The sequence below is a fragment of the Enterobacter sp. PTB genome, from assembly GCF_051130085.1.
Classification (GTDB): domain Bacteria; phylum Pseudomonadota; class Gammaproteobacteria; order Enterobacterales; family Enterobacteriaceae; genus Enterobacter; species Enterobacter ludwigii.
This window is the reverse complement of sequence record NZ_JBDKEE010000002.1, coordinates 354642-377744: the sequence shown is the minus strand read 5'-3', so window position 1 is coordinate 377744 and position 23103 is coordinate 354642. Positions and strand designations below refer to the sequence as shown.

Below are 23103 nucleotides of genomic sequence, written 5' to 3'. Positions count from 1 at the left end.
GGTGTTAATCTAAGCCTGAAAAATAACGCTGTCAACCTGTCAATTGAGGCCGTCGATCTGTGAACAGAGTCAACTTGAATAACGATAAAACAATCAGTGTGAGGGAAAAAATCTTGCTGACCGCGCACGATCTGTTTTATTCCAGCGGATTTAAAGCAACGGGCGTGGATACCATTATCAAGCAGGCTAAAGTCACGAAAGTGACGTTTTATCGCCATTTTCCGGGAAAAAGTTTACTGATTGTTGCCTATCTCCACTATCGACACGAAATATGGATTGACTGGTTTGAAAGCACGCTGCGTCGACATCTTGCTGCGGGTAAAACCCCGGCCAGTGCATTATCTGACACGCTGTATGAATGGTTTATTTCGGCGTTATTCCATGGGTGCGCCTTTATTAATGCCAGCGCAGAAGCAAAATCTGAAGAAAATGAAGGCGAAATAAAAGATATTTGCCGCAATCATAAAACCGAAACAAAGGCAAAAATAGCGTCCCTGACCGGCATAACCGATGAGAAAACCGTTAATGAAATCATGATGCTGATCGACGGTGCGATTATTCATGCGCAAATGGGGATCGCAGCGGATGAGGTCATAAGCTCATTGAAAAAGGGAGTAGAACGGCTAACAGAAAACGCCGCCTGAACCGGGGCACGATCGGCCGTCGACGAAATACGCTTAGCATGGAAGGGCTGGCGCTGAGCCTGGCAGTGAATGCCAGGCTCCTGCCTTTAGTCATCATCTTCTGCCCGTTCCGCCAGCGCCAGCGAGCTGGCACTGGCCGGATCAAACAGGGAAATACTCTCGATCTGATTCAGCATGATCACCTTTCTGAAGTCCATTGCGCTTCCGGGTTCTGAATCCAGAGTAATGTCGTGGCGGGCATACCATTTGCTGTAATTATTTTCGATGCAAATCCGCATTGTCTTTTCATCGCGGTAGCCGCTTAGCATGGGGATCAGCACGATATTGGCGGTTTTTTCATACTCGAGCGTTGCGGTGTGGATCATGCCGACATAAATCCGTCTCGAGCGCAGCGTCACCTGCGCCAGCTCCCCTTGCTCCATACACTGATACAGCAGTTGTTCGATACCGCTCGACTGCGCGAGACGTTTGTAGAGCTTCTTCCTGCCTTCACCGTCCAGCCTGGCGCTGCCTGCCCAGTTAGAACGATAAAGGCAAAACAGGATGGCGAAGGCCAGCATGACGACAACCGGCGCCTGAATACCTAAAAAGCTCCAGTTCATAAAATCTATTTGCCAGTCGGCATAGGTCTGCGCCGTGAAGTGGAAGGTGTTGTCGGCGGCAGAAAGTGCATAGAGCAACAGCCAGAGCAGCCCCGTGGCGATCACCCCTTGCAGAACGAAGATACAGCCATACAGGGCAACGAGAAAATAGACATCCCAGCCGAAAGATCGCTTGATTTTAAAACGGGTCGACAGGTCACGGCTGGTGTACCAGTACCCACAGACCATCAGCACCATAAAGATAGCCGTTCCCATATCAGGCCCTCTTCAGCGCGTTAACATGACGCAGGAAATCCTGTCGCACCTCGTTGCTCTTGTAGTTCACCGAGGCGTTCCCGTCCTGGTCGATGATGATGCGATCGCCATCCTCCACGGCTTCGATAATTTCCTGCTGGCTCATCACCTGGAGCAATGATTCCGGACTGGAGAAAAGTGACAGAAAGAAACGTTTCATCGCGGGTTTCCTCATCCTTATGATTAAAAAGGATAAGTCTGGAAGAAGAAGGGGAAATTCGCCTTAAGGTAAAACTGAAAAGCAAAACGGGTAACAGGTGTGTCAGAAAATGTTCTGAAAAAAGCATCGGCAAAAAATGTGTAACTTTTTGAAAATTAATATAAATAAAAAATAGTTTTACACAAACTTGGACAAGTAACGTTAATTGTGTAAGTTTTAATTATGCGATTACGCCACGTTGTTTACCGCCAGGATGTGACCCATGAGCACTTTGCCCTCTGTCGTGAGTCGGTTTGTTGAGTACTACACCGCACTGGATAGCCAGCCGCCCTCAGCGCTGGTCGGGCTTTATCATTCGGATGCCACGCTTATCGATCCGTTCGGCGAGCATGACGGGATTTTCGCGCTCCAGCGCTATTTCACCCATCTGCTGGCCAATGTTGAAAATTGCCGTTTTACCATTGATCCTCCGCTGTTTGGTGACCGCCGTTTCGTTGTCACGTGGATTATGCACTGGTCGCATCCGCGCATTGCCGGAGGCGAGCCGCTCGACCTGCCGGGATGTTCGGTGGTGGAGACCGAACATGGGTTGATTACTCGGCAGCGTGACTATTACGACGCCGGAGAGATGATCTACGAGCACCTTCCGCTGCTCGGTTGGGCAGTGCGCGGCGTGAAGCGGAGGGTGAACGCATGAGCACGGTTCTGATTACCGGAGCAAGTTCGGGCATCGGCGCCGGGCTGGCGAAATCCTTCGCTGCTGACGGCCACACGGTTATCGCCTGCGGGCGCGATCCGGCGCGTCTGGACGCCCTGCATCAGCACAGCCCCACTATCACGGTTCGCCTGTTCGATATGACAGACAGGGACGCCTGTCGCCAGGCGCTGACGGGCTGCTATGCCGACCTGGTTATTCTCTGCGCCGGTACCTGCGAATACCTTGAGCAGGGCGTGGTGGATGCAGCGCTGGTAGAGCGGGTGATGACCACCAATTTCCTCGGGCCAGTGAACTGTCTGGCCGCGTTACAGCCGCAGCTGGTTTCAGGCAACCGCGTGGTGCTGGTCAGCTCCATGGCGCACTGGCTGACGTTCCCGCGCGCAGAGGCTTACGGCGCGTCCAAAGCGGCGTTGAGCTGGTTTGCCGACAGTCTGCGGCTCGACTGGGAGCCGAAAGGGGTCGCCGTGACGGTGGTATTCCCGGGCTTCGTTGATACGCCGCTGACGCGAAAAAATGACTTTGCCATGCCGGGCAGGGTGAGCGTTGAGGAGGCCGTTCAGGCCATTCGGACCGGGCTGGCGAAAGGGAAAATGCAAATTGCGTTTCCGGTGGGGTTTGGCCTTATCTTGCGGTTGCTTTCAGGGCTTCCCGCATTTCTTCAGCGCACACTGCTGCGCAGGATGGTGCGTTCATGAAGATTGCCATTATCGGCAGCGGCATCGCCGGGTTGACCTGTGCCTGGCGTCTTGCCGGTCATCATGAGGTGACGCTGTTCGAAGCGGGGGCCACTCCCGGCGGTCATACCGCGACGGTTGACGTGCCGACGCCACAGGGCACTTTCGCCATCGATACCGGTTTTATCGTCTACAACGACCGTACCTACCCACGATTTATGGGCCTGCTGAGCGAGCTGGGTATCAGTGGGCAAAAGACGCAGATGAGCTTTTCGGTGCATAACCCGCAAACCGGGCTGGAGTACAACGGACACACCCTGACCTCGTTATTTGCCCAGCGTCGAAACCTGGTGAACCCGTCGTTCTGGCGGCTGCTCGGGGAGATTGTCCGCTTTAATCGCCTGGCGAAACAGGCGCTGGAGAGCGAGCCAGATCCGCACGCGACGCTGCAGACGTTTCTGGACAGGCACCGCTTTACGCCGTTTTTCGCGCGTCACTACATTCTGCCGATGGGGGCGGCCATCTGGTCATCGTCGTTGCAGGAGATGAAACGTTTTCCGTTGCCGCTCTTTTTGCGTTTCTTTGACAATCACGGCCTGCTGGATGTGACGCATCGTCCGCAGTGGTACGTCGTACCCGGAGGTTCGCGGGAATACATCCGCGCCATGCTGGATAAACTCGGTGACCGCCTGACGCTACACCTCAACGCCCCGGTGCAGCGGGTGATTCGTCAGCAGAATGGGGTAACGATCCAGCTCGACAACGCGAGCCACAGCGTTGATCAGGTGATTTTTGCCTGTCACTCCGGGCAGGCGCTGGCGATGCTTGACGCGCCGAGCGCGGCTGAGCAGGACGTGCTGGGCGATATCGGCTGGCAGCGTAATGAGGTGGTGCTTCACAGCGATCCGCGCTGGCTACCGGTACGTCAGCGTGCCTGGGCGAGCTGGAACTACCGTCTGAGCCAGCAGGATCAGGCCAGCGCCTGCGTCACCTACAACATGAATATTTTGCAGGGGTTGCCTGCGGGTAGCCCGCTGTTCTGCGTCACCCTTAATCCGGACATCCCCGTGGATGAACGCTTCGTTCTGAAACGCTTTGTCTATGAACACCCGCTGTTTAACCCCAAAAGCTGGCGTGCACAGGCGCGTCGCGGTGAGATTAACGGCCACCAGCGTAGCTGGTTCTGCGGCGCTTACTGGTACAACGGCTTTCATGAAGATGGCGTGCGCAGTGCGCTGGACGTGGTGAATGCGATAGCCGCCGGGGAGGGGAACTGAAATGAACAGCTGCCTCTATCACGGTGTCTTACGCCATCGTCGCTTCCGGCCGAAAGCGCACCAGTTCCGCTACAGCGTCTTTATGGCCTGGCTCGATCTCGATGAGCTGGAGACGTTGCCCGCGGTCGGGGTCCGTCGCAATCGTGTTGCCGCCGCTTCGTTCCATGATGCGGATTATCCGCTGGGCACGCCGCTTAAAGAGAACGTCCTCACCAGGCTTGAAAGCCTGACCGGAGAACGGCCGCAGGGGCGGGTTATGCTCCTGACGCAGCTGCGCTACTTCGGATTCCATTTTAATCCGGTCAACTTTTACTACTGCTATGACCGGGCGGAGACGCTGCGCTGGGTGCTGGCGGAAGTTCGCAATACCCCTTGGAATGAGCGTCATTACTACGCGGTGAATGGGCAGGATGCGCGTCCCACAGAAAAAGCGTTTCATGTTTCCCCTTTTAACCCGATGGACATGGTTTACCACTGGCGCTTTAACCCGCCTGACGACTCGTTGCATATGCACATTGAAAACCATCAGGAAGCGAAGGTGTTTGACGCCACGCTGGCGCTACGACGGAAGCCGCTTACCCGGGCGGCACTGCGGTCGCTGCTGCTGCGCATTCCACTGATGACCCTCAAAACCGTTTTCGCTATTTACTGGCAGGCGCTGCGGCTGTGGCTCAAGCGCGTGCCGCTGTATAACCATCCCGTCAGCAGGAGTGAACGCTCATGACCGATCCCGTCTTTGCGCTTGAACCCGATATCCCGCGCAACGTCCGCATCGCGCGCTGGCTGCTGTTTCGTCTGTTAAGCGGTATCCGCGGCGGCTCGCTGACCCTGCGTGAGGGTGCGCAGACGTTCCATTTCGGCGAGACATCCGCTGCGCTGCATGCTGACGTTCAGATCCTGAGCCCGGGCGTGTACTGGCGTGTCTTAATGGGGGGTAGCCTCGCCGCCGCTGAGGCCTGGATGGATGGCGAATGGGAAACCACACAGCTCACGCCATTGCTTGAGATCCTGGCGCTTAACGGGCAGGTGCTTGGCCGGCTGGAAAAGGGATTTCGCCTGTTCAGCAGGCCGCTTGAACGGCTTCGTCACTGGACGCGGCGAAACTCACGCGCCCAGGCCCGCGAAAATATTGCCGCGCATTACGATCTGGGTAACACCTTCTATGCCCATTTTCTGGACAACGAGTTGCTTTACTCCAGTGCGCTGTTCACCGCAGATGAGCAGGATCTCACAGCGGCTCAACAGGCCAAAATGGCTCGCCTGTGCGATCAGCTGGCGCTGAACGCCAATGATCACCTGCTGGAAATTGGCACCGGCTGGGGAGCGATGGCGGAATATGCCGCCCGTCATTATGGCTGTCGGGTGACCACCACGACGCTGTCGCAGGAGCAGTATCTCTGGGCGAAAGAACGGATTGTCCGCGCCGGGTTGCAGGATCGCGTTGAGGTACTGCTGTGCGATTACCGCGACCTCACCGGAGAGTACGACAAGCTGGTCTCGATAGAGATGATTGAGGCCGTGGGGCAGCGCTATCTGCCAACCTTCTTCCGCACCTGTCAGGCCAGGCTGCGACCGGGCGGTCGTATGGCAATACAGGCCATCACCATTCAGGACCAGCGCTATCGCGACTACAGCAAAAACGTCGATTTTATCCAGCGCTACATTTTTCCCGGCGGTTTTTTACCAAGCATCACCGCCATGAATGAGCTTATGACGCGCCACACCGATTTCGTGATGCGCAATCTCTTTGATATGGGGCCCGACTATGCCCGCACGCTGGCTCTCTGGCGCCAGCGCTTCGTGCATGCATGGCAGGAGATTGAAAAGCTCGGGTTCGATGAGCGGTTTCGTCGGATGTGGCTGTACTACCTCGGCTACTGTGAAGCCGGGTTTAACGCCCGCACCATCAGCGTGGTGCAACTGACCGCCGAGCGCGTATGAAACATTATTTGCAGGTCTTTCTGCTGGCTATCGCGTTCGATTTTTACTGGGCGCTGGTGGTGCTCTTTCGCGAGCAGGGCCTGATTATCTGGATCGTGCTGGCGGTTGTGGCCTGCCTGCTGTTGCCGTCCGCGTACCGACTTTACGCCATTGCGCTGGCCGCGGCAGGGAGCCTGCTGGATGCGCTCTGGGCGTTGACGGGCCTGATTGCGTTTACGGGAGAGTCACTGATGCCGCTGTGGATGGTGGCACTGTGGCTGATGTTCGCCACCGTCTGGACTCAGCTGACGCGCACAACAACATTACCCGGCTGGCTGCTGACCCTGCTGGCAACCGTGGGCGGGCCTGTCGCCTATCTGATTGGCGAACGGCTTGGTGCCATTACTTTTCTGGAGCCGACTTTTATTGTCATCAGTTGGATGGCCCCGGGCTGGCTGGTTTTGATGCTGTTTTTCCATCTGCTGGTGGGGAGACAAAAATGAGAGCTGCGGCACTGCTTCTCTTACTGATAATCCTGTCCCCCGTGGCTCAGGCTGCCGACTGGCTGACCTGGCGCAAGGTCGGTGACGCCACGCTGACCTGGGGGCCGTTCACCGTCTATACCTCACAGCTTCGCACGCCGGAGGGGCGTTATAGCGGGGAGAACGGGGATCGGGCGCTGATCATCACTTACGCGCGTGAAATCGACCGTGACGACCTGGTTGAGGCAACGCGCGATCAGTGGCAGGCGCAGGGGATCCTCGAGCAGGAGCCCCAAAGCGAAGCCTGGCTACATATGCTCCAGTCGCTCTGGCCCGATGTTGGGCCGGGCAGCCAGCTGGCGTTTGTGGTCACCGACAGGCAGGGGCAGTTCTGGTACCGCGCTTCGGCGGCGCAGAAAAACTTTATTCCACTGGGACCACGTCAGTCCGCCGCGTTCAGCACGCGCTTTCTGGCAATCTGGCTCAGTCCCCGCACGCAATATCCCGCGCTGCGTCAGCAGCTGACAGGAGGGCAACAATGAAACGTATTCTGGTCATCGCGCTGGCGGTAACGATGCTGCTGGCCGGCTGCAGTACAGAGGTGACGGAATACCGTCAGCAGCAGCCGAAGCTGGATATCTTCCACTATTTTCAGGGGAAAACCGAAGCGTGGGGCATGGTGCAGGATCGCAGCGGTAAACAGTTGCGCCGGTTTCACGTTGAGATTGCAGGTGACGTTATCGGCGATACGCTGACGCTCAATGAACATTTCGTCTATGACGACGGCGAAAAGCAGCAGCGGGTATGGCATATCCGGCGGATAGGGGGCGATCGCTACGAAGGCACGGCAGGGGATATCGAAGGGGTGGCGACCGGGCAGGCGGCGGGAAACGCCTTCAACTGGCATTACAGCATGCAGGTGAAAGCCAATGGCAGCACCTGGCTGCTGCACTTTGACGACTGGATGTACCTGCAGGATGAAACCCATCTGTTCAATAAAACAGATCTGAAGAAACTGGGCGTCACCGTCGCCACGGTGACGCTGTTCTTTACCCGCAAGGCGTAACGTTACTCGCTCCCGGGCGCCGGTTCGGCGGGGTTTTTGCTGCTGAGGTAGATGAAGATCAGCGCAATGGCCAGGCAGACGATGGCCCCGAGACGGCTCAGCGAAAACGGAATGACCGCGTTACCCAGCCAGCCAAAGCTGTCAATCAACATGCTCATGGTGAGCTGGCCGAAAATCACCGCGACCGTGGCAACGGCGGTACCGATACGTTGTACCGCCAGTACCATTATCACAATGTAGGGCACGCCGAACAGGGCACCGAGCAGCTGCCATTTGGGCACATCCATCAGGGTAATGGCCTGTTTGGGTTCAAAGAAGAAGATCAGCAGGGCGGTGACCAGCGCACCAACGGAAAACGTCAGAAACGCGCTTTTAAAGACGCCCACGCTGCTTCCCAGCTGTCCGTTGATGGCGGCCTGGACGCTCAGCGTCGCGCCGCCACACACTGCCAACATAATCATAATCAGTGTCATTTTGTTACCCCTGTGCAACCAGAACCAGCGCGGCAATGATGAAAAGCAGCGCGATGATGCGTTTACCGTTAATCTTTCTGGGCGTGGTGCCCAGCAACCCATAGTGGTCAATGATAAGACTCTTAAAGACCTGACCTGCCAGAATGCCAATCATCGTCAGGGCGATGCCGATGGCTGGCGTGGCGAGGGTCAAAATGACGACGTAAACGGGCCCGAGTACGCCGCCGAGCAGTTGCCATGCGGGCTGTGCGAAAAACGACGGGCTGTTACGCGGGCTGAAAAACAGCATCAGCAGAAACGTCAGTGCGGCACCTGTACCGAAAATACTGAACGTGGCCCATAAATCGCCGACTTCCCCACCCAGTGGCCCCAGCAAGCCAGCCTCTACGGAGAGGCCCATGCCGCCGAGAATAACCAGTAAAATTAACAACCATTGCATATTCATTATCTCTACGTTCTGAAGGCGAAACAGACTAGCCCTGAACATCGATGAGAAAAATGCCATAATGCAGGAAACACCTTTGCAGGAAATGCACTAATGGTTGATGCCGGAAATATGAATATCCGCTCGCTGCGGGTTTTTATTGCGGTTTACGAAGCGCAAAACTTTTCTGTGGTCGCCCGGCGGGAGGGGATGTCTGCCTCGCAGGTTTCACGCGTTATCCATCAGCTTGAGGACGCGCTCGGCCAGCAACTTTTCTATCGTAATACCCGGGCGGTGATCCCAACAGAAAGCGGCCACCTTTTTATCCGCTACGCCAGAGCGATGGTGGAAAGCCTGGAGGAGGCGCGTCGGGAGCTGGATGAGCGTTCGACGGAGCCTTCCGGCACGCTGCGCATAAATGGCCCGGTGTACTTTGGGCAGCGGCACGTTGCCCCTGGCCTGCCTGCACTGGCGGCGCGGTATCCCCGGCTGAATATAGAGCTGACGCTGACCGATGACTTTATCGACCCGCACAAAGATGCCGCCGACGTTATCTTTCGCATCGGCATGCTGACGGATTCAACCTTTCACGCGCGGGTTTTTGGCCAGCAGCGTTACCATCTGGCCGCGTCGCCGGACTATTTGCGAAAACACGGTGTGCCAGACGGGCCGGATGACCTCAGTCGTCACCGGTGCCTGGTCTACCGCGGGTCGTCAGGTCCCAATCGCTGGCTGGTGCGAGGTCAGGGGGACGCCTGGGTGCATTACCCCGTGGTGCCGCTGATGACCTCCAATAATGCGGAGTCGCTGCTCATTGCCGCGCTGGGCGGGATGGGGATCGTGCTGTTTCCGGACTGGCTGATTGGCGACAGACTGCAGAAGGGGGAACTGGTCGCACTCCTCGCGGAACGGGAGTGCGCCATAAATACCGAGCCGCTGAACATTGCGGCGATCTATCCTCACGCCCGTCACCCGCCCCTGAACGTCAGGGCGGTGATTGATCATTACGTGGCGCTTTTCGGCACCCCACCTTACTGGCAGACGTAGCGATTACGCGCCGAGTTCTTTACGGATAATGTCGGCGCCGGCGCTCAGGGCGTTGAGCTTTCCGTTGGCAACCTGACGTGAGAGCGGGGCCATCCCGCAGTTTGTTGATGGCCACAGCTTGTCGGCATCGACAAACTGCAGCGCTTTACGCAGCGTATCGGCCACTTCCTCTGGCGTCTCAATGGTATTGGTCGCCACGTCAATGGCACCCACCATCACCTTTTTGCCGCGGATCAGTTCCAGCAGGTCCATCGGTACGCGGGAGTTGTGGCACTCCAGCGAGATGATGTCGATATTGGACGTCTGCAGTTTAGGGAAGGCTTCTTCATACTGCCGCCATTCTGAACCGAGCGTTTTTTTCCAGTCAGTATTGGCTTTGATGCCATACCCGTAGCAGATATGGACCGCGGTCTGGCAGCGCAAACCTTCGATGGCGCGTTCCAGCGCGGCAATACCCCAGTCGTTCACCTCATCAAAAAACACGTTAAAGGCCGGTTCATCAAACTGGATGATATCAACGCCCGCCGCTTCTAACTCTCTCGCTTCCTGATTGAGAATTTTGGCAAATTCCCAGGCCAGCTTTTCGCGGCTTTTATAGTGAGCGTCATAGAGGGTGTCGATCATGGTCATCGGGCCGGGCAGAGCCCACTTGATCGGTTTATCCGTGAGCTGGCGTAAATACTTTGCATCATCAACGAACACCGGTTTTTGACGCGCGACGGCATCCACCACGGTCGGCACGCTCGCGTCATAGCGGTTACGAATTCGCACGGTCTGGCGGTTCTCAAAATCAACGCCGCTGAGGTGTTCAATAAAGGTGGTGACGAAGTGCTGACGAGTCTGTTCCCCGTCGCTGACAATATCAATGCCCGCACGGATCTGCTCATCCAGAGATAAACGCAGCGCATCCTGTTTACCGGCAAGTAATTCCTGATCCTGCAATTTCCATGGCGACCAGAGCGTTTCGGGTTGCGCAAGCCAGGTTGGCTTAGGCAAACTGCCAGCCGTTGAAGTCGGGAGCAATGTTTTCATAGTAGAAGACCTTTATTATCGATTAATTAAAGCGTGTTGTGACCTGACCACTGCTCAAGAAGAGGTTTATAGGGCTTGATGAAATACGCTTCCGTAAATTTGCCCTGTTCAATTGCCAGCCGGCTGCGTTCTTCGCGGTCATAAACAATTTTTGTTAATGAATGATCCTCATGATTCAGATCGGGCTGGTAGCATTCTCCGGCAGTCGAGTTCGCATTGTAAATTTCAGGGCGATAAATTTTCTGGAAAGTCTCCATGGTGCTAATGGTGCTAATCAACTCCAGGTTGGTGTAATCCCGTAATAAATCGCCGGTGAAATAAAACGCAAACGGCGCTGCGCTATTCTCAGGCATAAAGTAACGAACCTGCAGACCCATTTTCCCGAAGTACTGCTCGGTTAAGGATGTACCGTCCGGACGATACTCAATGCCCAGCACCGGGTGCTGGTTGCCCGTGCGGCGGTAGGTGTCTTTGCTGGAGACGCTCAGGCAGATCACCGGTGCCTTTTTGAAGTTCTCTTTGTATTCAGGTGAGTTAACGAAATGCCGGAAAATAGTGCCGTGCAGCTCACCAAAATTATCCGGGATCGCGAAGCGGGACTGATTTTTATTGTGCTCCGGCAGCAAGACGCTGAAATCATAATCGCGGACATAGGACGAGAAATTATTTCCAACGATACCCTCGATGCGCTCATGGGTCTTTTTATCAACGATCGTTGTCTGCAATATTTCGATGGCCGGGAAGGGCTTCTCAGCGCCGATATGCAAATCCACAGAAATAATGTCCAGTTCGAGCGCATAGCGATCGGCTTTTGGGTTATCCCAGCGCGCTAACGCGTTAAAACGGTTATTCATCATCACCAGCGTATTACGCAGGTTTTGCTGGCGTTTTTCGCCACGGGCCAGGTTGGCGAAGTTGGTGGTGGTACGCGTATTTTCTGAAGGGTTATAATTTTCATCAAAGCAACTACGCTTAAGGCTAAATGTAAAAGCATTACTCATCGTCGTTATACATCCTAAGTTCTTGTTGCTAAGAAGTTACCAATGCATAATTTATGCCTGAGCCCGTGACGGAGGGGAAGTGACTTAATTTCACTGCAACATGAGCTATCTTCATGAACAGCGCCTTTCCAGGTATAATCCCCAAAATTTCAATACGGTTTAGAAACGATCATGACAAAACTCACCCTACAAGAGCAGATGCTGAAAGCAGGCTTAGTCAGCAGTAAGAAGATGGCTAAAGTTCAGCGCACGGCCAAGAAATCGCGCGTTCAGGCCCGTGAAGCAAGGGAAGCAGTAGAAGAGAATAAAAAAGCGCAGCTCGAGCGTGACAAGCAGCTGAGCGAGCAGCAGAAGCAGGCGACGCTGGCGAAAGAGTTTAAAGCGCAGGTCAAGCAGCTGATAGAAATGAACCGCATCACCGTGACCAGAGGCACCATCGCCTTTAACTTTACCGACGGCAACCTCATCAAAAAAATCGAGGTCGACAAGCAGACGCAGGCCCAGCTGATCAATGGCCGCCTGGCGATTGCGCGTCTGGTGATTAATGCCAATGGCGACTGCGACTATGCGATTATCCCGGCAGTGGTGGCCGATAAAATCGCCCAGCGCGATGCCGAGAGTATCGTGTTAAACAGCGCCCTGAGTCAGGAAGAGCAGGATGAAGACGATCCGTACGCAGATTTCAAAATTCCTGACGATTTGATGTGGTAAGCAGCGCTTAAAACGGTGCGGCGTGACGGGCGTTAATTGCCTCTGCGCTGACCGGATGCACAAAATCCAGCTCGCTGGCGTGCAGCATCAGCCGCGGTATCGGTTCGGTGCCCGGCAGTGCAAGACCACCATACAGATCGCAGCCTAAAATAGGGTAGCCCAACTGCTGGCAGTGAATACGCAGCTGGTGGGTTCGCCCGGTCTCCGGGGTCAGTCTGACCCGCGTCAACGGCAGTGCCGCATCATAAAACCGGTCCATCACCTGATAGCGTGAGCGTGCGGGTTTGCCGGTAATTGCACAAATCGACATCAGCGGAAACAGCGCCGGATCTTTAGCAATCGGGGCATCAATCACGCCCTCGTCGTGTTCCACATGCCCGCAAAGCAGGGCGCTGTATACCTTTCGCACGGCGCGCTGGCTGAACTGGTGACAGAGAGCGGCGTTAATCGCTTTATTGCGCGCAATGACCATCAGCCCGGATGTACCGAAATCCAGACGATGCACCAGCGTGCAGCCGGGAAACGTCTGTACCAGTCGATAATGCACTGAATCGCGGTTTTGCGGATTTTTGCCTGAAAGGCTGAGCAGACCGGAAGGCTTATTAATCAGGACCAGATGTTCGTCCTGCCAGAGGATCTCGATCTCGTCGTGACACGGTGGGGCAATAAAAGAATCTATAATCGCAGACATCAGACGGCCCGACAGAAGAGTGGGTGCGGATGATAGCGAATTTTTAGCGGTGGGGACAGTAAGAAACCCTCCCACCAGGCGGTGAGAGGGGGATGATTAAGCGGCTACGAGGCTGTCGATAGCGGCTTTCGCGTCGGTCTGCGCTTTGGTCGCAACTTCCGGGCCGTAGGCAATACCTTCAGCAAACACGAAATTCACGTCGGTGATACCGATGAAGCCCAGGAACAGAGTCAGGTACGGTGCAACCAGGTCAGTAGGGGTGTCTTTGTGAATACCGCCACGGCTGGTCAGTACAATCGCACGCTTACCTTTCACCAGACCTTCAGGGCCGTTTTCAGTGTAACGGAAGGTTACGCCGGCACGGGCAACCAGGTCGAAGTAGTTCTTCAGCTGAGTAGGGATGTTGAAGTTGTACATTGGCGCGTTGATCACGATAACGTCGTGCGCCTGCAGTTCAGCAATCAGCTCGTCAGAGAGGGCCAGGGCTTCCTGCTGACGTGGCGTCAGGGGAGCGTCGCCTGGACGCAGCGCGCCAACCAGTTCGCCATCCAGCACAGGAATCGGGTTTGCAGCCAGGTCACGCACGGTGATTTCATCAGCAGAATGCTGTTCACGCCACTGTTCAACGAAGTAGTCAGAGAGCTGACCAGACTGTGAGTACCCTGCCAGAATACTGGATTTCAATACTAATACTTTGCTCATGGGTGATTCCTGTTTTTGCATTTGATTGAAGGGGGTTGCCCCGTTGCTTGTTGACACTCTATTCACAATCCTGTCGCAGGGATAGCGCAATATATCGAAGTCTATGTTCGAATTTTTTGAATAAGGCACTCAAAGCGCCAATGTGATACTCTATAGCAATCATTAAAAAGAGATTTTACCCGGCAGTGCACTGCCCGTTAACGCTATGACAGAACAACAAAAATTAACCTTCCCGATGCTCCTGCAACAGCTTGATTCACTGATGCTGCGTGATAAACAGCGGTTTGCCCGCCGTCTGCACGGGGTGAAGAAGGTTAAAAATCCTGATGCACAACAGGCCATTTATCAGGAGATGGCGAAAGAGATTGAACAGGCGGCAGGGAAAGTCGTGCTGCGCGAAGCCGCACGTCCGGAGATTACCTACCCGGAAAACCTGCCGGTCAGTCAGAAAAAACAGGACATTCTTGACGCCGTGCGCGACCACCAGGTGGTGATTGTCGCAGGGGAAACCGGTTCAGGGAAAACCACTCAGCTGCCGAAAATTTGTATGGAGCTGGGGCGTGGGGTGAAAGGGCTGATTGGTCACACCCAGCCGCGTCGTCTGGCGGCGCGTACCGTGGCGAACCGTATTGCCGAAGAGCTGCAAACGCAGCCCGGCGGCTGCATTGGGTATAAGGTGCGATTCAGCGACCACGTTAGCGATAACACTATGGTCAAGCTGATGACTGACGGTATTCTGCTGGCGGAAATCCAGCAGGATCGTCTGCTGATGCAGTACGACACGATCATTATCGATGAAGCGCACGAACGCAGCCTGAATATCGACTTCCTGCTCGGGTATCTGAAAGAACTGTTACCGCGTCGCCCGGACCTGAAAATTATCATCACCTCCGCCACCATCGATCCGGAGCGTTTCTCAAAGCATTTCAACAATGCGCCGATTATCGAGGTCTCTGGCCGAACGTATCCGGTGGAGGTACGCTATCGCCCGATAGTGGAAGACGCGGACGATACCGAGCGCGACCAGCTGCAGGCCATCTTTGATGCCGTCGACGAGCTGGGAAATGAAAGCGCGGGCGACATTCTGATTTTCCTGAGCGGCGAACGGGAAATTCGCGATACCGCTGACGCCCTCAGCAAGCGCGATCTTCGCCATACCGAAATTCTGCCGCTGTATGCGCGCCTGTCAAACAGCGAACAAAACCGCGTGTTCCAGCCGCACAGCGGACGTCGTATTGTGCTCGCCACCAACGTGGCGGAAACCTCGCTTACCGTGCCGGGCATCAAATATGTGATTGACCCGGGTACGGCGCGTATCAGCCGCTACAGCTACCGCACCAAAGTTCAGCGCCTGCCAATTGAGCCGGTTTCTCAGGCTTCCGCTAATCAGCGTAAAGGCCGCTGCGGCCGTGTGTCGGAAGGGATCTGTATTCGCCTCTATTCCGAGGACGATTTCCTGTCGCGCCCGGAGTTTACTGACCCGGAAATTCTGCGCACCAACCTGGCGTCGGTCATCCTGCAAATGACTGCGCTAGGGCTTGGCGACATCGCCGCGTTCCCGTTTGTCGAAGCGCCGGACAAGCGCAACATTCAGGACGGCGTGCGCCTGCTGGAAGAGCTGGGTGCCATCACCACCGACGAGCAGGCTAGCGCCTACAAACTGACGCCGCTGGGCCGTCAGCTCAGCCAGTTGCCGGTGGACCCGCGTCTGGCGCGCATGGTGCTGGAAGCACAGAAACACGGCTGTGTGCGTGAAGCAATGATCATTACCTCCGCGCTCTCGATTCAGGATCCGCGCGAGCGTCCGATGGACAAGCAGCAGGCGTCTGATGAAAAACACCGTCGGTTCCACGATAAAGAGTCCGACTTCCTCGCCTTTGTGAACCTGTGGAACTACCTCGGCGAGCAGCAGAAAGCGCTGTCGTCGAACCAGTTCCGCCGCCAGTGCCGCGTCGATTTCCTCAATTATCTGCGCGTGCGCGAGTGGCAGGATATCTACACGCAGCTGCGTCAGGTGGTGAAAGAGCTGGGCATCCCGGTTAACAGTGAACCGGCGGAGTACCGCGAAATTCACATTGCGTTGCTGACCGGTCTGCTCTCCCATATCGGGATGAAGGATGCCGACAAGCAGGAGTATACCGGGGCGCGTAACGCCCGTTTCTCCATCTTCCCGGGGTCCGGTTTATTCAAGAAACCGCCTAAATGGACCATGGTGGCCGAACTGGTGGAAACCAGCCGCCTGTGGGGCCGCATTGCGGCGCGCATTGATCCTGAGTGGGTTGAACCTGTTGCCCAGCACCTGCTGAAGCGCTCATACAGTGAACCGCACTGGGAGCGCGCGCAGGGCGCGGTGATGGCGACCGAAAAAGTGACCGTTTACGGTCTGCCGGTGGTTGGCGCGCGCAAGGTTAACTACAGCCAGATAGACCCCGCGTTGTGTCGCGAGTTGTTTATTCGTCACGCGCTGGTGGAGGGCGACTGGCAGACGCGTCATGCGTTCTTCCGTGAAAACCTCAAACTGCGTGCCGAAGTGGAAGAGCTTGAGCATAAATCCCGTCGCCGCGACATTCTGGTCGACGACGAGGCGCTGTTTGAGTTTTACGACCAGCGTATCAGCCACGATGTGATTTCTGCCCGCCACTTCGACAGCTGGTGGAAGAAGGCCAGCAAAGAGACCCCGGACCTGCTCAACTTTGAAAAGAGCATGTTGATCAAAGAGGGGGCGGAGTCGGTCAGCAAACTCGATTACCCGAACTTCTGGCATCAGGGCTCTCTCAAGCTGCGTCTGACCTATCAGTTTGAGCCTGGCGCGGATGCGGATGGCGTCACCGTACACATTCCGCTGCCGCTGTTAAACCAGGTCGAAGAGAGCGGATTCGAGTGGCAAATTCCGGGGCTGCGTCGCGAGCTGGTGATTGCGCTGATCAAATCGCTGCCAAAACCGGTGCGTCGTAACTTTGTGCCTGCGCCAAACTATGCCGAAGCGTTTTTAGGCCGCGTAACGCCGCTGGAGTTGCCGCTGCTGGATTCGCTGGAGCGTGAGCTCAGGCGCATGACGGGCGTAACCGTCGACCGCGACGACTGGCACTGGGATCAGGTGCCCGATCACCTGAAAATCAGCTTCCGCGTGGTGGACGACAAAAACAAAAAGCTGCAGGAAGGCCGATCGCTGACCGAACTGAAAGAGGCGCTGAAAGGTAAAGTCCAGGAGACGCTTTCTGCGGTGGCTGATGACGGTATCGAGCAGAGCGGATTGCACATCTGGAGCTTTGGAGAGCTTCCGGAAAGCTATGAGCAAAAACGCGGCAACTACAGGGTGAAGGCCTGGCCTGCACTGGTGGATGAGCGTGACAGCGTGGCCATCAAACTCTTTGATAATCCACAGGAACAACAGCAGATGATGTGGCGTGGTCTGCGTCGTTTGCTGCTGCTTAATATTCCGTCACCGATTAAATATCTGCACGAGAAGTTACCGAACAAAGCCAAGCTTGGCCTCTACTTTAACCCGTACGGTAAAGTGCTGGATCTGATTGACGACTGCATCTCCTGTGGCGTAGACAAGCTTATCCACGAGGCGGGCGGTCCGGTCTGGTCAGAAGCGGAGTTTGCGGTACTGCACGAGAAAGTCAGGGCAGAACTGAACGACACCGTGGTCGACATTGCGAAACAGGTCGAGCAGATCCTCACCACCGTGTTCAATATCAACAAACGCCTGAAAGGGCGCGTGGATATGACCATGGCGCTGGGGCTGTCGGACGTGAAAGCGCAAATGGCCGGGTTAGTGTACCGTGGATTCGTTACCGGCAACGGCTTCAAACGCCTTGGCGATACGTTGCGTTATCTGCAGGCGATCGAAAAACGTCTGGAGAAAATGGCTATCGATCCGCATCGTGACCGCGCGCAGATGCTGAAAGTGGAAAGCGTGCAGAAGGCATGGCAGCAGTGGCTCAACAAATTGCCGCCAGCGCGCCGTGACGATGAAGACGTGCAGGCGATCCGCTGGATGATTGAAGAGCTGCGCGTCAGCTTCTTTGCCCAGCAGCTCGGTACGCCGTATCCCATTTCGGATAAGCGTATTTTGCAGGCAATGGAGCAGATTTCGGCGTAACGTCGGGTGTTCGCCCTCTCTCTGTGAGAGAGGGCATCTGCGTTTAGCGATTCACCACGGCCAGGGTAAAGCCATCCCATCCTTTACTGCCCACCGTTTGTAGCGCGGTCGCCGTCAGGCGCGGGTTATCCCCGATCATCTCAATAAATCGTCTGACGCCCTGTACGCGGGCATCGTCGCTTTGCGCGTTAATCACTTCGCCGTCCCGAACCACATTATCCCCGACGATCAGCGTTCCCGGGCGTGAGTAGTACAGTGCCCACTCCAGATACCCTGGATTGTTTGGCTTATCGGCATCGATAAAAATCAGGTCGAACGGCGGAATATCACCGATGTGTTCAAGAGAGTGCAGCGCCTGGCCTTCAATGAGCTCAATCCGATCGCTGAGCCCCGCCAGCTGGATATTCTGCCGTGCAACGCGGGCATGGATGGGGTCCGCTTCGAGGGTGATCAACTTCCCGTCAGGTGGCAGCGCACGCGCCATCCAGATAGTGCTGTAGGCGCCCAGCGTGCCGATTTCAAGGATCCGCCGTGCCTGCGTCATGCGGACAAAAAGCGCCAGCAGCTGCCCCTGATTGGCCGCGACATCATGTTCGGGTAAACCAGCACGCTGGTTGTTTTCCAGCACCCGCTGGAGGATATCATCCTCGGGAATGAGTGAAGAGATCATGTAATTATCGACTGCAGACCACTGTTGTTGCATAGATTGACTCCTGAGTGGCAAACACCGGGTTGCGCTGCGATCCGGTTTTCGCCCCCTCCATGCCGGAGAGGGCCTGTGGGGTATCAGGTCACGCGTTGCTCCAGCCTCCGCCCAGTGCTCTGTACAAATCAACCTGCGCCAGCAGCAGGTTATTTTTGACCTGCACGACGCTGGTTTGTACCGAGAACAGCGTGCGCTGGGCATCCAGCACATCCAGGTACGACGAATAGCCGTTGCGATAGCGGTTTTGCGCTATGCGCAGCGTCTCTTGCGCCACATCTTGTTGGGCAAGCAGCTCCGTCAGTTGTTCCTGATAGCGCGTGATGGCATCAAGACTGTTATTGACCTCGGCAAAGGCGTTACGGACGGTTTTTTCATAACTGTAAAGCGCCTGGTTGCGCTGGGACTGCGAAATATCCACCTGTGCGTTCAGCGCCTGGCGGTTGAGCAGCGGAGCAAGAATGCTGCCGCCGACGCTCCAGAGCTGCAGCGGGTTGTCGAGTAAGCCGGAGAGCGTGCGATCCTATATCGATCCGGTTGCGGTCAGGTTGATCGACGGCAGCAGGCTGGCGCGTGAGGCAGCCAGCGAGGCATCAGCCGCAACCAGTTGCTTTTCAGCCTGCACAATATCCGGACGGCGATTAAGCAGCGAGGAGGGCAGTTGCGAGGGCAATGTCAGGGGCGTCAGGGCCGCAAAGCTTTCACTGCGCGCGACCTCGCCCGGGTTGCTCCCCAGCAGCAGGCTCAGGGCGTTCTCCTGCTGTGCAATCTGATGCTGCAGCAGGGGAACCTGCGCCCGCGTGGAGCGCAGTTCGGAGTCGGACTGCATCAGCTCCAGGCGTGAACTGTAGCCCGTTTCAAACTGGCGTTTAGCGAGAGTGAATGCCTCTTCCCGGGACTTCAGCGTGGAGCGGGTAACGCGAAGCTGTTCATCGAGGGACAGCAGAGTGATATAGCCGGAGGCGACCGAGGACGCCACGGTAAGATCTGCTGCCGCCGCCGCGGCTTTCTGCGCGTCCAGCGAGGCTTCAGCCGCATTCGCGGTGCTGCGGTTTACGCCCCAGATATCGACATCATAGCTGGCGGTGAGGCTGCCTTTATACAGGCTGCTGTAGATCGGCAGACCGGTGGCAGCAGATTGTGTCCGGGCGCGGGTGCCCGTGACGCCAGCATCCAGCGACGGAAACAGGCTGCCGTCGGCCGCGTAGACCCGCGCCTGATACTCGTTAATCCGTTCGCGGGCAATTAGCACGTCGCTGTTGTTCTTAAGCGCCAGGTCCACATAGCGGTTCAGATTATTGTCGTGGAAATTACGCCACCAGAGCTGTTCTGCAGGGCTTGCCGGGCCTGCTGTTGCTCGCCATTGTGTGGGGATGTGCAGCGACGGCTGCGCCGGTTTCACGTCGACCGACTGGCAACCGGCCAGCACGGTCATCATCATCAGAACGGCTATCGGGCGAAGGGTCATTGCTTCGCCTCCCGCGTATCAATGGTCACCTGCACCGACATGCCCGGACGCAGAAGCTGATAGGCTTCCTGGTCACCCAATACTTCAATTCGCACCGGAATACGCTGGGCAATTTTGACAAAGTTACCCGTGGCGTTATCCGGCGTGATGGCGCTGAACTCAACGCCGGTTGCCGGAGAGATGCTCTCCACGCGGCCCTGATAGGCCTTATCATTTAACGCATCGACGGTGAATTTCACCGGCTGACCCACCCGAAGCTCCGCCAGCTGCGTCTCTTTAATATTGGCGATCACCCAGTGCTGAGGCGGCACGAGGGTGGTGAGGTGGGTTCCGGCGGTAACGTAAGCTCCCAGACGAACGGCGATCTGACCAAGCTGGCCGTCGCGTGGCGCCACAATGCGCGTGTTTTGCAGGTCAATTTGCGCCAGCTCCAGCGCCGCTTTGGCGTTTTCTACATCCGCCTCCAGCGCGCCGCGATTGACGATCACCGTTTGCAGATCCTGGCGCGACATTTCCAGCGTGGCTTTCGCCTGGTCAATGTCGGCGCTGCCCTGGGCTGCGCTTGCCAGCGCGGCGTCGCGCTCACGGATAGACAGTGAACCATCCGCCGTCAGGTCCTTTACGCGTTTCAAATCCGCCTGGGATTTCAGACTCTGGGCGCGGGCATTTTTCAGAGCCGCTTCGTTTTTGGCGATCACCGCTTCGGCGCTTTTGCGCTGTTGCAGGTTGTTGTTCAGGGCGGCAATCTTCATCGCCAGCTGCGCTTCGGCCTGATGCACCCGCTGGCGGTAGATACGGTCATCAATCTGCAGCAGCAGCTCGCCCTTTTTGACCCGGTCGAAATCCTGCACCTTCACCTCAGTGATATAGCCGTTAACCTGCGGGCTGATAAAGGTCGTCTGTCCGCGCACGTAGGCATTATCAGTAAACTGCGAGTGGCGGGTAAACGGGGGTAGCTGCCAGGCGTAGAGGATCACCATTACGCCGACAATACCGATTGCTGCCGCGGTGAAAACCGAAACGATACGGACATTTTTACGGGTGTTGGCCTGCTCTTTAGCGGCATCCTGCTGACTCATAACATCTCCAGAGAAATCATCTTCATATTCATTACTTGTTGCCTGTTGCCTTCTTCAGGGCCATACGGGCAGTCAGGCGCAGGCGCAGCAAGCGCCATAAAATCCAGACCAGGGTGGCGGCGGCAATGCTCGCCGTCAGTAAATAAGTATCGTTATAAGCCAGAATATTTGCTTCAAGCGATGAAACCGTTTGCAGCTGGGTGATGGCCTGGGTGCCCAGCAGCGAGCTGTCGCCAATCAGGCTCCGGTACAGCCCGGTGTAAGCCTGAATACGGTCATTCACCAGCGGGTTCAGGGTTGTAAGCTGATCGGCCAGCATGCTGGAGTGGTATTTCTCGCGCCAGGTCTGGAAGGTCCCCAGGATGGCAGAGCCGAGCAGGCCGCCGAGGTTCTGGCTCATGCCAAACATCACCGAGAAGCTCACCAGGTTGCGCGGATCGGCGATAACCCCGCCAATGGCGGCCAGCATGGCGGGCGCGAGGAAGAAGGCGCTGCCGAAGCCCAGCAGGAACTGGCTGAGCATCAGCTGGTCCGGGCGGGTCAGGTTGTTCGACTGGCTGTCCAGCAGGGAGGCAACAATCATAAGCGCCAGCGAGGTAATGATCGGCCACGCCAGTTTTGTGGGCTTGATGGTCAAACAACTGGTCACAATCCCGCAGACAATACCGGCAAAAATAGACCACGCCAGGTGGGTCATCTGCTCATTCTGCAAGCCGACATACTGCAGCCAGCCGATAACGCCGGTGTTTTGCTCCGCCAGCACGATGCGGATCAGCAGCATAATGAGCCCGAGACGCACGATGCTGCCGCTCGACAACCAGCGGGTATTCAGCAACGGGTTAGAACGGTTATGTTCAAACACGATCGCAGACACGATTAATACCAGCGCTAATGCCAGCGACCAGCCGATCCACGGCGCTTCAAACCACCAGTAAAGACGGCCTAAGGAGAGCACCGCGCAGAGCAGCGCCATCCCCGGGGCCAGTAAAAAGAAGGTGATGAAGTCTTTTTTCTCGAAGACCTTGCGCCGGTCGCCAGGAGGCAATTTCAACGCTATCACGCAGGCCAGTGAAATGAGCGCCAGCCCGAGCTCAAAGAAGTAAAGCCCGCGCCACTCGTCAAGCTGCAGCAGCTCGGTCGAAAAGAGGCGGGCGAGGGGGATGGCGAGCGATGACCCGGTAATCCCGATGGTCAGTGCCTTCAGACGGTGTTTCGCGGGCCAGGCCTGTATCTGGTAGTAAATACCGAGGGAGCTGAGCGCGGCGGCCACCATCCCGTGTGCGGCACGCACCATCAGCGCGGAGCTGAGATCGTTTACAAACAGGTGGAAAAAGGTGACCAGCACATACAGCACCAGAAAACCTTCCGTGAAGGCGCGCAAACCATACTGCTGGCGGAATTTCACCAGCAGCAGGTTGATGGAGATGTTGGTCATTACATACACCGCCGGGAGCCAGGCGATTTCTGTCGACCAGGCCCCGAAGGTCCCCTGCAGATTTTGCAGATTGGCGGTGACCACCGCATTACCCAGCGCCCCCGTCAGGCACACCAGCAGACCGACAACCCCGTAGGCAATCCGTTTTGGCGTGCTGTGTTCTGGCGTGGAGGGCGAACCCAAGAGGGCGGGTTTCTCATGAGGCTGCCACTCGCGAGGAGCATAAGGGTCGCGTTCGGGCAGGCGCATAACGTCTTTTACCTTAGAAAAAATTGAATAATGAGTGGGCTAACGATTCTACGTTTGCCGCAAATGATAATTCAAGTGAATATGATTTTCGCAGGTTAATCAAATGTTGAAGAACAGGTTAAGGAAAAAGAGCGGCCCGGAAG

23 protein-coding genes and 1 pseudogene are annotated in these 23103 nt (G+C 56.3%); 12 read left to right on the top strand and 12 right to left on the bottom strand.

What is annotated here, in order from left to right:
• Positions 1 to 59: 59 nt before the first annotated feature.
• Positions 60 to 644: a TetR/AcrR family transcriptional regulator gene (locus AAIR21_RS03865; RefSeq protein WP_068794601.1), complete on the top strand. Its 585-nt coding sequence runs from the start codon at positions 60 to 62 to the stop codon at positions 642 to 644.
• Between the two features lie 86 nt (positions 645 to 730).
• Here AAIR21_RS03865 and AAIR21_RS03860 read toward each other — a convergent pair whose 3' ends face one another.
• The gene (locus AAIR21_RS03860; RefSeq protein WP_014169953.1) at positions 731 to 1501 is read right to left on the bottom strand and encodes a hypothetical protein; all 771 of its coding nucleotides are present in this window, start codon (positions 1499 to 1501) and stop codon (positions 731 to 733) included.
• A 1-nt stretch (position 1502) separates the two neighbouring features.
• On the bottom strand, positions 1503 to 1700 hold the full coding sequence (locus AAIR21_RS03855) for a hypothetical protein (RefSeq protein WP_008502331.1): 198 nt from the start codon (positions 1698 to 1700) through the stop codon (positions 1503 to 1505).
• Positions 1701 to 1962: 262 nt separating this feature from the next.
• Here AAIR21_RS03855 and AAIR21_RS03850 point away from each other — a divergent pair, with 262 nt between their 5' ends.
• The 8 genes from AAIR21_RS03850 to AAIR21_RS03815 are packed head-to-tail and all read left to right on the top strand — an operon-like array spanning position 1963 to position 7837.
• The gene (locus AAIR21_RS03850; protein ID WP_014169955.1) at positions 1963 to 2397 is read left to right on the top strand and encodes a nuclear transport factor 2 family protein; all 435 of its coding nucleotides are present in this window, start codon (positions 1963 to 1965) and stop codon (positions 2395 to 2397) included.
• A complete protein-coding gene (locus tag AAIR21_RS03845) occupies positions 2394 to 3113 on the top strand; it encodes an SDR family NAD(P)-dependent oxidoreductase (RefSeq protein WP_025204266.1) in 720 nt (239 codons plus the stop codon). The genes AAIR21_RS03850 and AAIR21_RS03845 overlap by 4 nt, the downstream gene beginning before the upstream one ends.
• A complete protein-coding gene (locus AAIR21_RS03840; RefSeq protein ID WP_049022881.1) occupies positions 3110 to 4369 on the top strand; it encodes an NAD(P)/FAD-dependent oxidoreductase in 1260 nt (419 codons plus the stop codon). The genes AAIR21_RS03845 and AAIR21_RS03840 overlap by 4 nt, the downstream gene beginning before the upstream one ends.
• A 1-nt stretch (position 4370) precedes the next feature.
• Positions 4371 to 5093: a DUF1365 domain-containing protein gene (locus AAIR21_RS03835; RefSeq protein WP_183516379.1), complete on the top strand. Its 723-nt coding sequence runs from the start codon at positions 4371 to 4373 to the stop codon at positions 5091 to 5093.
• On the top strand, positions 5090 to 6310 hold the full coding sequence (locus tag AAIR21_RS03830; RefSeq protein ID WP_183516378.1) for an SAM-dependent methyltransferase: 1221 nt from the start codon (positions 5090 to 5092) through the stop codon (positions 6308 to 6310). Before AAIR21_RS03835 ends, AAIR21_RS03830 begins: the two co-directional genes overlap by 4 nt.
• Positions 6307 to 6792: a DUF2878 domain-containing protein gene (locus AAIR21_RS03825; RefSeq protein ID WP_040017417.1), complete on the top strand. Its 486-nt coding sequence runs from the start codon at positions 6307 to 6309 to the stop codon at positions 6790 to 6792. Before AAIR21_RS03830 ends, AAIR21_RS03825 begins: the two co-directional genes overlap by 4 nt.
• Positions 6789 to 7313: a hypothetical protein gene (locus AAIR21_RS03820; RefSeq protein ID WP_183516377.1), complete on the top strand. Its 525-nt coding sequence runs from the start codon at positions 6789 to 6791 to the stop codon at positions 7311 to 7313. Before AAIR21_RS03825 ends, AAIR21_RS03820 begins: the two co-directional genes overlap by 4 nt.
• Positions 7310 to 7837, top strand: coding sequence for a DUF3833 domain-containing protein (locus AAIR21_RS03815; protein ID WP_183516376.1), 528 nt, complete (start codon positions 7310 to 7312; stop codon positions 7835 to 7837). Before AAIR21_RS03820 ends, AAIR21_RS03815 begins: the two co-directional genes overlap by 4 nt.
• Before the next feature lie 2 nt (positions 7838 to 7839).
• Here AAIR21_RS03815 and AAIR21_RS03810 read toward each other — a convergent pair whose 3' ends face one another.
• Complete coding sequence (locus AAIR21_RS03810; protein WP_148575705.1) at positions 7840 to 8310, bottom strand: DMT family transporter; 471 nt, start codon at positions 8308 to 8310, stop codon at positions 7840 to 7842.
• A 4-nt stretch (positions 8311 to 8314) separates the two neighbouring features.
• A complete protein-coding gene (locus AAIR21_RS03805) occupies positions 8315 to 8749 on the bottom strand; it encodes a DMT family transporter (protein ID WP_032670472.1) in 435 nt (144 codons plus the stop codon).
• A 99-nt stretch (positions 8750 to 8848) separates the two neighbouring features.
• Here AAIR21_RS03805 and AAIR21_RS03800 point away from each other — a divergent pair, with 99 nt between their 5' ends.
• Positions 8849 to 9781, top strand: a complete 933-nt coding sequence (locus AAIR21_RS03800; protein WP_025204257.1) for a LysR family transcriptional regulator — start codon at positions 8849 to 8851, stop codon at positions 9779 to 9781.
• A gap of 3 nt (positions 9782 to 9784) precedes the next feature.
• Here AAIR21_RS03800 and AAIR21_RS03795 read toward each other — a convergent pair whose 3' ends face one another.
• On the bottom strand, positions 9785 to 10813 hold the full coding sequence (locus AAIR21_RS03795) for a methionine synthase (RefSeq protein WP_025204256.1): 1029 nt from the start codon (positions 10811 to 10813) through the stop codon (positions 9785 to 9787).
• Positions 10814 to 10839: 26 nt separating this feature from the next.
• On the bottom strand, positions 10840 to 11814 hold the full coding sequence (locus AAIR21_RS03790; RefSeq protein WP_063215369.1) for a DUF1852 domain-containing protein: 975 nt from the start codon (positions 11812 to 11814) through the stop codon (positions 10840 to 10842).
• 171 nt (positions 11815 to 11985) lie between these two features.
• Between AAIR21_RS03790 and AAIR21_RS03785 the strand changes: the two genes are divergently transcribed.
• Positions 11986 to 12525 carry a DUF2058 domain-containing protein gene (locus AAIR21_RS03785; protein WP_014169968.1) on the top strand — a complete coding sequence of 180 codons (540 nt, stop codon included), beginning with the start codon at positions 11986 to 11988 and terminating at the stop codon, positions 12523 to 12525.
• Between the two features lie 7 nt (positions 12526 to 12532).
• Here the strand turns inward: AAIR21_RS03785 and AAIR21_RS03780 are convergent, their stop codons facing one another.
• Together AAIR21_RS03780 and azoR are read right to left on the bottom strand one after the other, a co-directional pair.
• Positions 12533 to 13216: an RluA family pseudouridine synthase gene (locus tag AAIR21_RS03780; protein WP_078774015.1), complete on the bottom strand. Its 684-nt coding sequence runs from the start codon at positions 13214 to 13216 to the stop codon at positions 12533 to 12535.
• A 96-nt stretch (positions 13217 to 13312) separates the two neighbouring features.
• A complete protein-coding gene (azoR, locus tag AAIR21_RS03775; protein WP_025204253.1) occupies positions 13313 to 13918 on the bottom strand; it encodes an FMN-dependent NADH-azoreductase in 606 nt (201 codons plus the stop codon).
• A 205-nt stretch (positions 13919 to 14123) separates the two neighbouring features.
• Here azoR and hrpA point away from each other — a divergent pair, with 205 nt between their 5' ends.
• Complete coding sequence (hrpA, locus tag AAIR21_RS03770) at positions 14124 to 18026, top strand: ATP-dependent RNA helicase HrpA (protein ID WP_014169971.1); 3903 nt, start codon at positions 14124 to 14126, stop codon at positions 18024 to 18026.
• A gap of 43 nt (positions 18027 to 18069) precedes the next feature.
• Here hrpA and AAIR21_RS03765 read toward each other — a convergent pair whose 3' ends face one another.
• The 4 genes and pseudogenes from AAIR21_RS03765 to AAIR21_RS03750 form a co-directional block, all read right to left on the bottom strand.
• Entirely contained in the window at positions 18070 to 18729 is a 660-nt protein-coding gene (locus AAIR21_RS03765) for an O-methyltransferase (RefSeq protein WP_044857164.1), read from the bottom strand.
• Positions 18730 to 18817: 88 nt separating this feature from the next.
• Positions 18818 to 20197, bottom strand: a pseudogene (locus AAIR21_RS03760) (efflux transporter outer membrane subunit).
• A complete protein-coding gene (locus AAIR21_RS03755; protein WP_434679992.1) occupies positions 20194 to 21276 on the bottom strand; it encodes an HlyD family secretion protein in 1083 nt (360 codons plus the stop codon). The pseudogene AAIR21_RS03760 and the gene AAIR21_RS03755 overlap by 4 nt, the downstream one beginning before the upstream one ends.
• Positions 21277 to 21307: 31 nt before the next feature.
• Complete coding sequence (locus tag AAIR21_RS03750) at positions 21308 to 22960, bottom strand: MFS transporter (RefSeq protein ID WP_032681063.1); 1653 nt, start codon at positions 22958 to 22960, stop codon at positions 21308 to 21310.
• Between the last annotated feature and the right edge of the window lie 143 nt (positions 22961 to 23103).

Bases quoted from the DNA above. Each gene is read 5' to 3' on its own strand.
- AAIR21_RS03860 (WP_014169953.1), bottom strand. From the start codon at position 1,501: ATGGGAACGGCTATCTTTATGGTGCTGATGGTCTGTGGGTACTGGTAC.
- AAIR21_RS03855 (WP_008502331.1), bottom strand. From the start codon at position 1,700: ATGAAACGTTTCTTTCTGTCACTTTTCTCCAGTCCGGAATCATTGCTC.
- AAIR21_RS03850 (WP_014169955.1), top strand. From the start codon at position 1,963: ATGAGCACTTTGCCCTCTGTCGTGAGTCGGTTTGTTGAGTACTACACC.
- AAIR21_RS03845 (WP_025204266.1), top strand. From the start codon at position 2,394: ATGAGCACGGTTCTGATTACCGGAGCAAGTTCGGGCATCGGCGCCGGG.
- AAIR21_RS03840 (WP_049022881.1), top strand. From the start codon at position 3,110: ATGAAGATTGCCATTATCGGCAGCGGCATCGCCGGGTTGACCTGTGCC.
- AAIR21_RS03835 (WP_183516379.1), top strand. From the start codon at position 4,371: ATGAACAGCTGCCTCTATCACGGTGTCTTACGCCATCGTCGCTTCCGG.
- AAIR21_RS03830 (WP_183516378.1), top strand. From the start codon at position 5,090: ATGACCGATCCCGTCTTTGCGCTTGAACCCGATATCCCGCGCAACGTC.
- AAIR21_RS03825 (WP_040017417.1), top strand. From the start codon at position 6,307: ATGAAACATTATTTGCAGGTCTTTCTGCTGGCTATCGCGTTCGATTTT.
- AAIR21_RS03820 (WP_183516377.1), top strand. From the start codon at position 6,789: ATGAGAGCTGCGGCACTGCTTCTCTTACTGATAATCCTGTCCCCCGTG.
- AAIR21_RS03815 (WP_183516376.1), top strand. From the start codon at position 7,310: ATGAAACGTATTCTGGTCATCGCGCTGGCGGTAACGATGCTGCTGGCC.
- AAIR21_RS03810 (WP_148575705.1), bottom strand. From the start codon at position 8,310: ATGACACTGATTATGATTATGTTGGCAGTGTGTGGCGGCGCGACGCTG.
- AAIR21_RS03805 (WP_032670472.1), bottom strand. From the start codon at position 8,749: ATGCAATGGTTGTTAATTTTACTGGTTATTCTCGGCGGCATGGGCCTC.
- AAIR21_RS03800 (WP_025204257.1), top strand. From the start codon at position 8,849: ATGGTTGATGCCGGAAATATGAATATCCGCTCGCTGCGGGTTTTTATT.
- AAIR21_RS03795 (WP_025204256.1), bottom strand. From the start codon at position 10,813: ATGAAAACATTGCTCCCGACTTCAACGGCTGGCAGTTTGCCTAAGCCA.
- AAIR21_RS03790 (WP_063215369.1), bottom strand. From the start codon at position 11,814: ATGAGTAATGCTTTTACATTTAGCCTTAAGCGTAGTTGCTTTGATGAA.
- AAIR21_RS03785 (WP_014169968.1), top strand. From the start codon at position 11,986: ATGACAAAACTCACCCTACAAGAGCAGATGCTGAAAGCAGGCTTAGTC.
- AAIR21_RS03780 (WP_078774015.1), bottom strand. From the start codon at position 13,216: ATGTCTGCGATTATAGATTCTTTTATTGCCCCACCGTGTCACGACGAG.
- azoR (WP_025204253.1), bottom strand. From the start codon at position 13,918: ATGAGCAAAGTATTAGTATTGAAATCCAGTATTCTGGCAGGGTACTCA.
- hrpA (WP_014169971.1), top strand. From the start codon at position 14,124: ATGACAGAACAACAAAAATTAACCTTCCCGATGCTCCTGCAACAGCTT.
- AAIR21_RS03765 (WP_044857164.1), bottom strand. From the start codon at position 18,729: ATGCAACAACAGTGGTCTGCAGTCGATAATTACATGATCTCTTCACTC.
- AAIR21_RS03755 (WP_434679992.1), bottom strand. From the start codon at position 21,276: ATGAGTCAGCAGGATGCCGCTAAAGAGCAGGCCAACACCCGTAAAAAT.
- AAIR21_RS03750 (WP_032681063.1), bottom strand. From the start codon at position 22,960: ATGCGCCTGCCCGAACGCGACCCTTATGCTCCTCGCGAGTGGCAGCCT.